General features: G+C 73.1%; 12 protein-coding genes. 8 read left to right on the forward strand and 4 right to left on the reverse strand.

Features of this window, described 5'->3' with window-relative positions:
• Nucleotides 1–45: 45 nt before the first annotated feature.
• Complete coding sequence (locus GVN67_RS24350) at nucleotides 46–684, reverse strand: TenA family protein (RefSeq protein ID WP_159999912.1); 639 nt, start codon at nucleotides 682–684, stop codon at nucleotides 46–48.
• A gap of 135 nt (nucleotides 685–819) precedes the next feature.
• Between GVN67_RS24350 and GVN67_RS24355 the strand changes: the two genes are divergently transcribed.
• From GVN67_RS24355 to GVN67_RS24380, 6 genes are all read left to right on the forward strand, one after another.
• Nucleotides 820–2,136 carry a dihydroorotase gene (locus tag GVN67_RS24355; protein ID WP_159999913.1) on the forward strand — a complete coding sequence of 439 codons (1,317 nt, stop codon included), beginning with the start codon at nucleotides 820–822 and terminating at the stop codon, nucleotides 2,134–2,136.
• Between the two features lie 284 nt (nucleotides 2,137–2,420).
• Nucleotides 2,421–3,071 (forward strand): tetratricopeptide repeat protein, encoded by a 651-nt coding sequence (locus GVN67_RS24360; RefSeq protein ID WP_159999914.1) that lies wholly within the window; start codon nucleotides 2,421–2,423, stop codon nucleotides 3,069–3,071.
• Complete coding sequence (locus tag GVN67_RS24365; protein ID WP_159999915.1) at nucleotides 3,071–4,411, forward strand: PQQ-binding-like beta-propeller repeat protein; 1,341 nt, start codon at nucleotides 3,071–3,073, stop codon at nucleotides 4,409–4,411. The genes GVN67_RS24360 and GVN67_RS24365 overlap by 1 nt, the downstream gene beginning before the upstream one ends.
• A gap of 106 nt (nucleotides 4,412–4,517) precedes the next feature.
• Entirely contained in the window at nucleotides 4,518–5,852 is a 1,335-nt protein-coding gene (der, locus tag GVN67_RS24370) for a ribosome biogenesis GTPase Der (RefSeq protein ID WP_159999916.1), read from the forward strand.
• Nucleotides 5,849–6,439: a hypothetical protein gene (locus GVN67_RS24375; protein WP_159999917.1), complete on the forward strand. Its 591-nt coding sequence runs from the start codon at nucleotides 5,849–5,851 to the stop codon at nucleotides 6,437–6,439. The genes der and GVN67_RS24375 overlap by 4 nt, the downstream gene beginning before the upstream one ends.
• Nucleotides 6,436–6,765 (forward strand): gamma-glutamylcyclotransferase, encoded by a 330-nt coding sequence (locus GVN67_RS24380; protein WP_159999918.1) that lies wholly within the window; start codon nucleotides 6,436–6,438, stop codon nucleotides 6,763–6,765. Before GVN67_RS24375 ends, GVN67_RS24380 begins: the two co-directional genes overlap by 4 nt.
• A 7-nt stretch (nucleotides 6,766–6,772) precedes the next feature.
• Here GVN67_RS24380 and asnB read toward each other — a convergent pair whose 3' ends face one another.
• The 3 genes from asnB to GVN67_RS24395 form a co-directional block, all read right to left on the reverse strand.
• Nucleotides 6,773–8,548 carry an asparagine synthase (glutamine-hydrolyzing) gene (gene asnB, locus GVN67_RS24385; protein ID WP_159999919.1) on the reverse strand — a complete coding sequence of 592 codons (1,776 nt, stop codon included), beginning with the start codon at nucleotides 8,546–8,548 and terminating at the stop codon, nucleotides 6,773–6,775.
• A gap of 7 nt (nucleotides 8,549–8,555) precedes the next feature.
• On the reverse strand, nucleotides 8,556–9,647 hold the full coding sequence (locus GVN67_RS24390) for a glycosyltransferase (protein ID WP_159999920.1): 1,092 nt from the start codon (nucleotides 9,645–9,647) through the stop codon (nucleotides 8,556–8,558).
• A 64-nt stretch (nucleotides 9,648–9,711) separates the two neighbouring features.
• Nucleotides 9,712–10,623, reverse strand: coding sequence for a glycosyltransferase family 9 protein (locus GVN67_RS24395; protein ID WP_159999921.1), 912 nt, complete (start codon nucleotides 10,621–10,623; stop codon nucleotides 9,712–9,714).
• 100 nt (nucleotides 10,624–10,723) lie between these two features.
• On the opposite strand from GVN67_RS24395, the gene GVN67_RS24400 reads away from it, so the two are divergent.
• Complete coding sequence (locus GVN67_RS24400; RefSeq protein WP_159999922.1) at nucleotides 10,724–11,557, forward strand: folate-binding protein YgfZ; 834 nt, start codon at nucleotides 10,724–10,726, stop codon at nucleotides 11,555–11,557.
• Nucleotides 11,558–11,668: 111 nt separating this feature from the next.
• Nucleotides 11,669–12,209 (forward strand): hypothetical protein (locus GVN67_RS24405; RefSeq protein WP_200845382.1); only part of this gene is annotated, 541 nt, incomplete at its 3' end.

The following is a 12,209-nucleotide window of genomic DNA, read 5'->3' on the forward strand; positions in this document are numbered from 1 at the left end:
CCCTGGACCCCCGCCGGGGGGACAGTGTCCCCCCGGACCCCGACATCAATATAAATCGTCGAAAAACCGGCGCTCGAGCGCGACGGCCCGGCCGAACAACGCCGCGCAGGCAGACGCCTCGTCAACACCGACCCGGTCGAGCTCGCCCCGCAGCCAGCCCACGAACTCGGCAAAATACGGATTGGCATGCAGCGTGATCCACTCCGCATGCACGAAATCCCCAGGCAGCGGGCCTTCGACAAGCTCCGCCCAGCTCAGATAGAGCCACTCGGCGACGACCAGCACCGACAGCGCCTGGGCATAGGACCGGCTCTCGGCCGCCTCCCGCATGACCTCCTGGAAGGCCTGCGTCGTCTCCGTCAGCACCGGCGCCACCCGCTCGGCCTCGGGCACCCCCAAACAGTCGAACGACCGCACGAAGTACGTGTTCTCGTCGGACGTGATCATCGCCAGGAACCGCGCCAGCCGCAGCCGGCTGGCAAAGGAATCGGCGCTGGCGATCGCCGCCCCCAGCAGCGCCACGAAGCGGTCGATGAACTGGTAGTCCTGCACCAGGTAGCGCCGCATCACCGCCGGATCGACGCTGCCCGCCGCCAGCTCGGCCACGAAGCGGTGGCGGATCGCCGCCTGCCAGTCGGCGTCATGCGCGGCGCGCAGCCGCTCGGAAAAGCCCTGCTCGGCCATCTTTCTCTCCCCGCTACCGCCCCGGCTTAAGCGCGCGGCGGAGCAGCGTCCAGGCGGCAGGCGCACAGTCAGGGGGTCGCCGAGCGCCACGAATCTGCCTAAGGAAGGGGCCCTGTTCGTCGAGAGGATGCCGCCATGACCAGCTTCGATCTCATCCTGCGCGGGGGAACCTGCGTGCTTCCCTGGGGCGAGGTGGCGGCCGATGTCGGCGTCAGGGCCGGCCGCATCGCGGCCATCGGCAATCTCGGCACGGCGACCGCGCCGGAGGTCATCGACTGCGCCGGGCTGCATGTCCTGCCCGGCCTGATCGACCCGCATGTCCATCTGCGCGACCCCGGCGACCCGGCCGTCGAGACCATCCCGACCGGCACCAAGGCCGCCATCCTGGGCGGCATCACGTCGGTGTTCGACATGCCGAACACCAGCCCCTCCATCACCAGCCAGCCGGCGCTGGAGAAGAAGCGCGCCTATATCCAGGGCCGCTCCTGGTGCGACATCGGCTTCTATATCGGCGCCGGCCAGACCAACATCGCCGAGCTCGGCGCCCTCGAATCCGAGCCCGATGTCTGCGCCATCAAGGTCTTCGCCGGGTCGTCCACCGGCGACCTGCTGATCGGCGACGATGCCAGCCTGGAGCGGGTGATGCGCTCCGGCCGCCGCACCATCGCCTACCACTCCGAGGACGAGCCCCGCCTGCAGGCGCGCAAGCCGCTCTACGCCGCCGGCGGCCCGCACAAGCTGCATGCCGAGTGGCGCGACGTCGAATGCGCCTTCCTCGGCACCCGCCGCCTGATGGCGCTCGCCCGCGAGACCGGCCGCCCGGCCCATATCCTGCACGTCTCGACGGCCGAGGAGCTGGGCTACCTCAAGGATTTCCGCGACGTCGCCACCGTCGAGGTGCTGGTCAACCACCTCAGCCAGACCGACGAGGCCTATGACCGCCTCGGCGGCTACGCGGTGATGAACCCGCCGATCCGCGACCAGCGCCACAAGGACGCCGCCTGGGCGGCCGTCGCCGACGGCACGGTCGATTGCATCGGCTCCGACCACGCCCCGCACAGCCGCGAGGCCAAGGAGCGCCCCTGGCCGGCCACCGCCGCCGGCCTGACCGGCGTGCAGACCCTGGTCCCGCTGATGCTGGACCACGTCAATGCCGGCCGCCTGTCGCTGGCCCGCATGGTCGACCTGATGGCCGCCGGCCCCGCCCGCGTCTACGGCGCCGTCGCCAAGGGCCGCCTGGCCGCCGGCTACGACGCCGACTTCACCATCGTCGACCTGAAGAAAAGCCGGGTGATCGAGGAAAGCTGGATCGCCTCGCCCTGCGGCTGGACCCCCTTCGCCGGACAGCGCGTCACCGGCTGGCCGATGATGACCATCATCCGCGGCCAGGTCGCCATGCGCGACGACGAAGTCCAGGGCGAGCCGATCGGGCAGACGGTGAAGTTCCGGTAAGATCAGGAACGGGCAGGCCAGGGGAATGAATTCCCCTGGACCCCTTCTTTTTTCTGATCCCCAGCCGTTTGGGGACCTTCGCATCAATACGTGCGACATCCGGGCAGCACGGCGGGGCGCATCATTAGTGGTCCCTCGCAGGTCGTTCTATCGCTGGGCCGTTTCACGTACTGTCGTCACGTGGACATGGCAATCAGACAGAAATTCCTGGCCCTTAACGCGGCGCTTCCCTCCGGCTATGGTCCGCGCCGCTTTTCACGCCGCTTTGGAGCTGGAACCGGACCTTGCCGGATATCTTTGACGAAGTGCAGGAGGAGCTGCGGGCCGAGCGGGCCCGGCGGCTGGGCATGCGGTATGGCGGCCTGCTCGCGGGCATCGCCCTGGCGGCGGTGATCGGCATTGGCGGCTGGCAGGGCTGGCGCTGGCACCAGGACCGTCAGGCCCTGGCGGCGGCGGCCACCTATCTCGAGCTCAACCGCACCACCGAGGCGCAGGGCGCCGACCTGAAGGCGGCCGGGGCCGGCTTCGCCACGCTCGGCGAGCAGAGCCCGGCCGGCTACCGGCTGCTGGCCGACATGCGGGCTGCAGCACTCCGCGCCGAGACCGGCGACCGGGATGGCGCGCTGGCCTTGTGGAACCGGGTGTCCGCCGATGGCGCGGTGCCGCAGATCTATCGCGACCTGGCCAGCCTGATGTGGGCGCTGCACGGCATCGACACGCAGGATCCGGCGGTGCTGGCGGCGCGGCTCGGCCCGCTGGCGCAGCCGGGCAATGCCTGGCGCGCCTCGGCGCGGGAGCTGCAGGCGCTGCTGGCGCTGCGCCAGGGCAACAAGACGGAGGCGAAGCGCGACCTCGAGGCGCTCGCTGCCGATGTCACCGCGCCGCGTGGCCTGCGCGACCGCGCCGGCCGTCTCGCCGCAGGATTGGGGGTCTGATGCAGGGCAGTAAAGTCTGGACACGCCGCGCCACGTTGCTGGGCGGGGCGGGTCTGCTGAGCGGCTGCGGCCTGCTCGACATCTTCGGCGAGAGCAAGGACCGCCTGCCGGGCGTCCGCCGCTCGATCCTGGCGACGCAGCGCGCGCTGGTGCCGGACGACGCGCTGGCCAGCCAGCCGCTGACCCTGCCGGCGCCTGCCGCACGGTCGGAATGGCCGCAGCCGGGCGGTGGCGCCACGCATGACGCCGGGCACAACGCGCTGGGCACCGGCCTGCGCGAGGCCTGGCGGTCTTCCGTCGGCACCGGCAGCGCCTATCGCCGCCGCATCACCGCGGGTCCCGTCATCGCCCAGGGCACGGTCTACGCGGCCGATGCCTATGGCGTGGTCTCGGCCTACGACCTGGCCGCGGGCGGCCGTCGCTGGCGCTTCGACACCCGGCCCGAGGATGACAGCACCGGCGCCGTCGGCGCCGGCTGCGCCTTCGCCGACAACACGCTGTATGTCGCGACCGGCATGGCCGAGCTGCTGGCGCTCGACCCTGGCAACGGCACGCCGCGCTGGCGCGTCAAGCTGCCGGGCCCGACCCGCGGCGCGCCGACGGTGGCCAATGGCCGCGTCTTCGTCTCCGGCATCGAGAACCAGTTGTTCGCGGTCTCGGCCGTGGACGGCAAGCGGCTGTGGAACCACCGGGCGCAGCCGGCCTCGGCCGTGCCGCTCGGCCTGCCGGGCCCGGCGGTCTCGGACGACTTCCTGGTCGCCGGCTTCCCCTCGGGCGAGCTGCTGGCGATGCGCCCCGAGGATGGCCGCGTGCTGTGGAGCGAGAGCCTGGCCGGCCAGGGCCGCGGCGGGCTCGGCGACATCGCCGGCATCCGCGGCCTGCCGGTGATCCATGACGGGCGGGTCTATGCCATGGGCATGGGCGGCACCTCGATGGCGGTCGACCTGCGCTCCGGCCGCCGGCTGTGGGAACGCGAGATCGGCGGCACCGAGTCGCCGGTGGCCGCCGGGGACTGGCTGTTCCTGATCGGCAGCAGCGGCGACCTGATCGCGCTGGCGCGCGAGACCGGCCGGATCCGCTGGATCTCCGAGCTCAACGCCCCGCCGGAAGGCAAGGAGAAGAACGAGGAGCCGGCGACCTTCGGCACCCCGGTGCTGGCCGGTGGCCAGCTGATCCTGCCGTCGAGCAAAAGCGAGGCGCTGCTGATCGACCTGCAGACCGGCAAGCCCGCCGGCCGGCTGCGGCTGCCGGGCAGCACCACCCTGCCGGCGGCGGTGGCCGAGGGCACGCTGGTGCTGCTGACCGATGGCGGCGACCTGGTGGCCTTCCGCGGCGCCTGATTCCCGCCTGCTCCGCCCCGGCCGGTGGCCGGGGCGGCGCAAGCTGGGCTTCCATGCGAAGCATTCTGTTTCGCCCCGGCGCGATCTGCTTTAAAGCGCGCCCATCATGCTGCCCCGTATCGCCATCATCGGCCGCCCCAATGTGGGCAAGTCCACGCTCTTCAACCGCCTGGTTGGGCGCAAGCTCGCCATCGTGGACAACACGCCGGGCGTCACCCGCGACCGCAAGGAGACGGAAGCCCGGCTCGGCGGGCGCAACGTCATGCTGCTGGACACGGCCGGGCTCGAGGAAGCCCCGCCCGAGACCGTCGCCGGCCGCATGCGCGCCAGCTCGGAAATCGCCATCCGCCAGGCGGATCTGGTGCTGTTCGTCATCGACGCCCGTGCCGGCATCACCCCCTCCGACCGCGCCTTCGCCGCCTGGCTGCGCCGCCAGCCCGCGCCGGTGCTGCTGGTCGCCAACAAGACCGAGGGCCGCGGCGGCGGCATGGCGGCCTACGAGGCCTATGAGCTGGGCCTGGGCGACCCCGTCGCGGTTTCCGCCGAGCATGGCGAGGGCATCGCCGACCTCCACACCATGGCCGCCGAGCTGCTGCCGGAGGAGGAGGACGAGGATGCGCGCGACCGCAACCGTCCGCTGCGCATGGCCATCGTCGGCCGCCCGAATGCCGGCAAGTCGACCTTGCTGAACACGCTGCTGGGCGAGGACCGGATGATCACCGGCCCCGAGCCCGGCCTGACCCGCGACGCGGTGGCCGTCGAATGGTCCGACGACGAGGGCAAGGTGCGGCTGGTCGACACCGCCGGCATGCGCAAGAAGGCCCGCATCATCGAGAATCTCGAGCAGATGTCGGTGGGCTCGACCATCGCCGCCCTGAAGGAGGCGGAGATCGCCGTGCTGGTGCTGGACGGGCTGCTCGGCATGGACGAGCAGGACCTGCGCATCGCGCGCCTGGCCGAGCGCGAGGGCCGCGCCGTGGTCATCGCCATGAACAAGTGGGACGCCATCGAGGACCGCCCGGCCGCCCGCCGCGCGCTGAACGACGTGCTGACCGCCTCGCTGGCGCAGCTGAAGGGCGTCGGCGTCGTCACCCTGTCGGCGATCACCGGCAAGGGCGTCGACAAGCTGATGCCGCTGGTGCGCCAGACCATGGAGCGCTGGAACCGCCGCATCCCGACCGGCGAGCTGAACCGCTGGTTCGAGGCGGCGGTGGCCAAGCACACCCCGCCGCTGGCCGATGGCCGCCGCATCAAGCTGCGCTACGCCACCATGCCGAAGGCGCGGCCGCCGACCATCGCCATCTTCGGCCCGCGCGCCGAGGACCTGCCGGAGGATTACCGGCGCTACCTGGTGAACAGCTTCCGCGAGACCTTCGACATGCCGGGCGTGCCGGTCCGCCTGCATGCGCGCGGCGGCAAGAACCCCTTCGTCGAGGATTGATCTTCCTGACCGCGCCCCAGGCAGGTCCCTCGCCGGCTGCCTGCCGGCGCCGCCGCCTGGGGCGCCGGGGCCGCTGGCTGGCGCCGCTGCTGGCGGCGCTGGCCATGGCCTTGCTGGCGCTGGCTTCGGGCAAGCTGTTGCGCTTCCTGCTGGCGGGCAGCGGGCATGACATCGGCACCGCCATGCTGGCCGGGCTGCCGGCCGCGGTCGCCGTGCTGGCGCTGGTCGGCATCGGCCCCGGCCGGTCGCCGCGGCGGCACGGGGCGGCGCTGCTGGCCGCGGTGCTGCTGGCGGTGCTGGCCTGCGGGCCGATGATGCTGTTCATCACCACCATCGGCGCGCTGCTGGCCTTCGACGAGGCGCGCGACGGCTGGGCGACACTGCAGGAAGACCCGGTCACCGCGCCGGTCAGCGCCTTCCTGGCCGCCTCGGTGGGCGGGCTGCTGGGCGACCTGGTCAGCCTGGTGCTGTATCTCGGCGTCAGCGGCTTCGGCCTGGGCTTCTTCGGCTTCAACGGCTGGGCGGCGCTGCGCGGGCTGCGGCTGCTGCTGCGCGGCCGGCCATCCCCGGCCCCAGCCGCGCCGTGACCCTCGACCATCGCCTGGCGACCTATGGCACCCTGGCCCCCGGCCGGGTGAACCACCACGAGCTGGCCGGGCTGTCGGGCCGGTGGCAGGAAGGGGTGGTGCGCGGCTGGCGGGTGGCCGAGGGCTGGGGCGCCGCGCTGGGCTATCCGGCGCTGGTGCCCGACCCGGCGGGCGGCGCCGTCGCCGTGCAACTGTCCAAATCGTCCGACCTGCCGGCGCATTGGCCGCGGCTCGATGATTTCGAGGGCGAGGGCTATCGCCGGGTCGAGGTGCCGGTGGAGACCGCGGGCGGCACCCTCCCCGCCTGGATCTACGTCGCCGCCTGAGGCCGCTTCAGCGTGCCGCGAGGTACGAAAAGGTATCGGCGCCGTCGGGCATGACGCCCTCGATATGCCGGCGGTGCCACAGCGCGTAGAACAGCAGGTGCCAGGCGGCGAAGCCTTCGCGCTTGCCGGCGGCGGCCTTGAACAGCGCCACCACCTTCTCCGGCCGCGCCACCTCCATCACCCCGGGCTGCGCCGCCACCAGCGCGCCCAGGCGCTCCCCCTGCGCCCCGATCCAGGCGCCGACGGGAACCGTGAAGCCCTGCTTCGGGCGGTGCGGCTCGGCGGCGGGGAAATGGCGGGACAGCCATTCGCGCAGCAGCCACTTGCCGGCGCGGTTGCGCACCTTCAGCCCGTCCGGCAGGCGGAAGGCGACCTCGGCGATGGCGCTGTCCAGGAAGGGGGTGCGGCCCTCGACGCCATGCGCCATCAGGCAGCGGTCCAGCTTCAGCAGTAGGTCGTTGGGCAGCCAGTCGGCCACATCCAGCGCCTGCGCCGCCATCAGCCGGGTGCGGCCCGGCAGGGCGACGGCGGCCTCGGCGGCGGCGATGCCGTCGCGCCAGCCGGTCGGCGGCTGGCGCAGCACCTGCTCCAGCCGGTCGAAGGCGCCGCGGGTGCGCGGCGCCTTGCCGCCCAGCCACCAGGGCCGCATGGCGGCGCGGTAGCGGCCATAGCCGCCCAGGATCTCGTCGCCGCCCTCGCCGGACAGCACCACCTTGACCTCCTGCCGGGCGCGGCGGGCCAGGAACCAGGTGGGAATGATGGCATAGTCGGCCGCCGGGTCGTCCAGGCCGGCGACGATCTCCGGCAGATGCTTCCAGACTTCCGCCTCGGTCACGGTGATGGTCTCGTGCCGGGCGCCGGCGGCCTTCGCCAGGGCGGCAGCGCGCTCGCGCTCGTCGGCGGCGCCGGGGACGTCGAAGCCAGCGGTATAGGCGCGGACCGGGGCGTCATTGAGCCGCCGCATCATCGCCAGCACGGCCGCGCTGTCGGTGCCGCCCGACAGAAACATGCCGTAGGGGACGTCGCTGCGCTGGTGCAGGTCGACGCTGTCCTGCAGCGCCGCGTCGAAGGCCGCCAGCGCCTCGGCCTCGGTGGTCGGGCGCGGGCCGCCCTCGGGCAGGGCCGAGCGCCGGCGGCGCTCCAGCACGCGGCCATCGGCGATGGCGATGGTCTCGCCCGGCAGCACGCGGCTGATGCCCTCGAAGATGGTCTCGGCGCCGGTGGTGAACTGCATCTGCAGCAGCTCGTGGCGCGCTTCGGCGCGCACCTTCGGCCGCACCAGCCCGGCGGCGATCAGCGCCTGCGGCTCGGAGGCGAAGGCGATGCCCTCGCGCAGCTCGGCGATATAGAGCGGCTTGATGCCGAAGGGGTCGCGCGCCAGCACCAGCTGCCGCGCCGCGCGGTCATGCACGGCCAGGGCATACATGCCGCGCAGCTGCTCGGCGAAGGCCAGGCCGTCGCGGCGGAACAGGTGCAGCGGCGGCTCGCAATCGCTGCCGGTGGCGCAGGCCAGCTGGTTGTCCTGGCGCAGCTCGCGGTAGTTGTAGACCTCGCCATTGCCGACCAGCGCGGCGGGGCCGGCGAAGAGCGGCTGGTCGCCGGTGGCCAGGTCGATGATCGCCAGCCGCGTATGCGCCAGCGCCACCGACCCCGCCACGTGGTGCCCGGCGCCGTCCGGCCCGCGATGGGCCAGCGCCGCGGTCAGCCGCTGCAGGGTCAGCGGGTCCGGCGTGGCGTCGGGGGAGGCCCCCTGCTTCAGGATCAGTCCGGCGATGCCGCACATGCGGGGTTCAGACCTGACCGCCCGGGAGGGGCGCGTTGAGGGGAAGGGATGCCGCGGGCTGCGCCGCCACCGCCGGCTGCGGCGCGACGGCCTGCAGAAAGGCCTGCCAGCGGGCCAGGACGGGGGCCTCGGCGAAATCGGCCAGATAGCCAGCGCGACCGGCGGCGGCCAGGCTGGCGGCGCGCTCCGGGGCGTCGATCAGCCCGGCGATGGCGGCCGACAGCGCCTCGGGGGCTTCCAGCGGCACCAGCAGCCCGTTCTCGCCATCGCGGATCAGCTCGGTCGGGCCCTGAGAGGCCACCGCCACCACGGGCTTGCCCGCGCTCCACGCTTCCAGAACCATGTTGCCCAGCGGCTCATGCCGCGACGAGCAGACAAAAATATCGCAGGCGGCGAGCAGCGCCCCGGCATCCTGGCGCCAGCCGAGGAAGCGGACGCGCTCCGCGACGCCGAGCTCGGCGGCCAGCTTCTCCAGCGCGGCGCGCTCCGGCCCCTCGCCGGCGATGGCCAGCACGGCACCCGGCAGCCCCGGCATGGCCCGCAGCAGGGTATCGAAGCCCTTGTTGCGGTGGAGCCGGCCGAGGGCCAGCAGCCGCGTGCCGCCGCCCTGGTAGATGTCGAGCTCGGCCGGCAGCACGCCGCCCATCTCCTCGACGAAATTCGGCAGGTAGTGGACGCGGTCGGCCGGAAAGCCCTGTCCGGCGATCCAGCGCGCCAGGTCACGGGTATTGCCGACCAGATGGTCGCAATGGCGGTAGTATTTGAGGTCGTAATAGCCGCCCAGCCGCCCAACCAGGGTCCAGGGCCCGCGCGGGGTGAAGCGGGTGCCGCGATTCATCCAGGAGACCACCACCTGCGGCTGGAAGCGCTTCAGCGCCGCGTTCAGCCGGGGCCGGGTGGTCCAGTCCAGCCACCAGCTGCCGAAGGACAGCTGCAGCGGCGTCACCCCGCGCACCGCCAGCCGCGCCGCGCGGGCCGGGTCGTGGCGGATCACCGGCAGCACGGCCTCGCCCGAGCCATGCAGCGCGCAGGTCAGCCGCTCGTAGAAGCCCTCGGCGCCGCCCATCCTGGCGCCCGCCATCACCTGCGCCAGCCGCATCAGCCCTGCCCTTCCCCGCGCATCCCCGGAGAATGCCAGCTTTCCGGCCCGGTTGCGCCCCGCCTCATGCCCGCTGGTCCAGCAGGGCGATGGCGGCGGCCAGCGCATCCTCGACCGGCAGCGCCGCCATGGCGGCCTGGCCGGGGGTGCCGCGCGCCAGCACCGCCCGCGCCCGCGGGCCCATCGGCGCGTATTCGGTGGCAGGCGTCGGGCCGAACAGGCCGAGCGTCGGCGTGCCCGCCGCGGCGGCCAGGTGCATCAGCCCGGAATCATTGCCGACGAACAGGGCGCAGCGCGCCATGACGGCGGCGGCCTCCGGCAATTCCAGCTTGCCCACCAGGTCGATGGCGCCGGGCAGGCCGGCCAGCACCGGGGCGGCCATGGCGGCCTCGGTGGCGCCGGGGCCGGCCAGCACCACGGGGCGCGCGCCGGCCAGCCGCCCGCCGGGGGCGGCAAGCTGCTCGAACAGCTGACAAAAGGATTCGGGGGGCCAGACCTTGCCGGCCCAGTTGGCGCTGGGGCCGAGCGCGATGAACGGCCCCTCGCCCGGCAGCAGGCCAGCGGCGCGGGCCGCATCGGCCTCGCCCCACCAGGCGACCGGGCGCGGCGCCGGGTCCAGGCCCAGCACGGCCGCCAGCTGCTGCAGCTTGTGCCCGCTGCGGCGGCCGCCATGCATCACCGCGCGGCGCCTGGTCAGCACCAGCCAGGACAGCGCCGAGCCGCGCAGGTCGACCACCAGGTCCCAGCGCCGCCGCACCACCTGGCCCCAGAGCGACAGCCAATGCCCGGCGAAGCGGCGCTTGCTGAGCACGATGGTGGCGTCGCGCCGCGGCATGCGCGCGAAGATGCCCTCCGCCACCGGGCCGCAGGCGATGGTGAACCGCGCCTGCGGATAGGCCTGCAGCAGGTGGTCGATCAGGCCGGTGGAGAGCACCGCATCCCCGATGCGGGTGGCGGTCACGAAAAGGATGCGCATGCTGGCCGGGCGCTTAGCACGGATTAACCACGAAGCGCAGCCGCGCTCTGGTCTATGGCCGCCCTTGCCCTTCCGGCACGGCCACGCCAATTCTTGGCCCATGCCGATCGCCCCCCTCCCCGACCGCGCCGTGATCGAGATCGCCGGCGAGGACCGCATCGCCTTCCTGCAGGGGCTGGTCTCCAACGACGTGGCCGCCGTCGCCCCGGGCCGCGCCGTCTGGGCCGCGCTGCTGACGCCCCAGGGCAAATGGCTGGCCGACTTTTTTTTCCTGGCCGGCACCGACGCGCTGCTGATGGATTGCGTCGCCGACCAGGCGCCGACCCTGGTGCCCCGCCTGTCGCGCTTCCGCCTGCGCTCCCGAGTCACGCTGACGCCGCGGCCGGAGCTGGGCGTGCTGGCCGGCTGGGGCGAGGCCACCCCGCCCGAAGCCGCCATCGCCGCCCCCGACCCGCGCCTGCCTGAGGCCGGCTGGCGCGCCATCCTGCCGCGCGACTCGATGCCCGGGGCCAGCGGCGACTATGCCCGCCACCGCCTGTCGCTCGGCCTGCCCGACGGCGCCCCGGACATGGAACTGGAAAAATCCGTGCTGCTGGAGGCCGGCTTCGACGAGCTCGCCGGCATTTCCTGGAGCAAGGGCTGCTACATGGGGCAGGAGCTGACGGCGCGGACCAAGTATCGCGGGCTGCTGAAGAAGCGGCTGATCCCGGTCGCCGTCGACGGCCCGCTGCCCGCCCCCGGCACCCCGGTGCTGCGCGACGGCGCCGAGGTGGGGGAGATGCGCTCCGGCCATGCCGACGGGCTGGGCCTCGCCCTGCTGCGCCTGCCGCTGGCCGCGGATGCGGTGCTGTCCTGCGGCGCGGCGGTGCTGCGGCCCCAGGTGCCGGGCTGGATGCGCCTGCCCGAGCCCAAGCCGGCCGTCACGCCGTCCTGAACGCCCCAGAAAAGCCATGCTGAAAAGGCTTTGTTGCGCCGCCACCAATCTGGGCTAAAGCCGGGGTTGGAAATCCTTCCTTAGGGAGGGCAGAGCAGTCTGCCGCGCGCTATGGATATTCCATCGATCGCCAGGACCTCCTCTCCCAAGCCGGATCAGGCGCCCGCAGCGGGCAGCCCGGATCCCGCCAACCAGGGAGCAGGTGCCCGAATCACCGGCGGCCGGCTGTCACCAGCCGGCGGGGCCTTCAAGTCGCTGCTCGACCAGGCGATGGACGGCAAGGGCGAGGATTCCAAGCTCGCCGATTCGAAGCGCGCCTTGGCCCGGCTGCCGCAGGCGCCCGCCAGCGCCGCCCAGGCCAATGCCCTGCTGGCCGAGCCGCTGGACAAATCCGGCATGGCCGCCCGCAAGGCCGCCGCCCGCGCCGCGCAATACGGCACCACCCCGCCAGCCCCGCCCGCCGCCTTCGCCGCCGATGCCAGCGTCGCCGCCGGCGAGATGCAGGCCGGCGCCCCCCGCCTGCCGCTGCAGCCCGGTATGGACGAGCCCCTGGCCGACCCGCGCGCCGCCCTGCTGGCCAGCACCGCCCTCGATGGCGGCGACAAGGCCGGCCTGCCCCAGCTGTTCATCGCCGGCCGCCCCGGCACCACCC

The organism is Roseomonas sp. 18066, assembly GCF_902706185.1.
Lineage (GTDB): Bacteria > Pseudomonadota > Alphaproteobacteria > Acetobacterales > Acetobacteraceae > Pseudoroseomonas.

Bases quoted from the DNA above. Each gene is read 5' to 3' on its own strand.
- GVN67_RS24365 (WP_159999915.1), top strand. From the start codon at position 3,071: ATGCAGGGCAGTAAAGTCTGGACACGCCGCGCCACGTTGCTGGGCGGG.
- GVN67_RS24390 (WP_159999920.1), bottom strand. From the start codon at position 9,647: ATGCGGCTGGCGCAGGTGATGGCGGGCGCCAGGATGGGCGGCGCCGAG.
- GVN67_RS24400 (WP_159999922.1), top strand. From the start codon at position 10,724: ATGCCGATCGCCCCCCTCCCCGACCGCGCCGTGATCGAGATCGCCGGC.
- GVN67_RS24350 (WP_159999912.1), bottom strand. From the start codon at position 684: ATGGCCGAGCAGGGCTTTTCCGAGCGGCTGCGCGCCGCGCATGACGCC.
- GVN67_RS24395 (WP_159999921.1), bottom strand. From the start codon at position 10,623: ATGCGCATCCTTTTCGTGACCGCCACCCGCATCGGGGATGCGGTGCTC.
- GVN67_RS24355 (WP_159999913.1), top strand. From the start codon at position 820: ATGACCAGCTTCGATCTCATCCTGCGCGGGGGAACCTGCGTGCTTCCC.
- der (WP_159999916.1), top strand. From the start codon at position 4,518: ATGCTGCCCCGTATCGCCATCATCGGCCGCCCCAATGTGGGCAAGTCC.
- asnB (WP_159999919.1), bottom strand. From the start codon at position 8,548: ATGTGCGGCATCGCCGGACTGATCCTGAAGCAGGGGGCCTCCCCCGAC.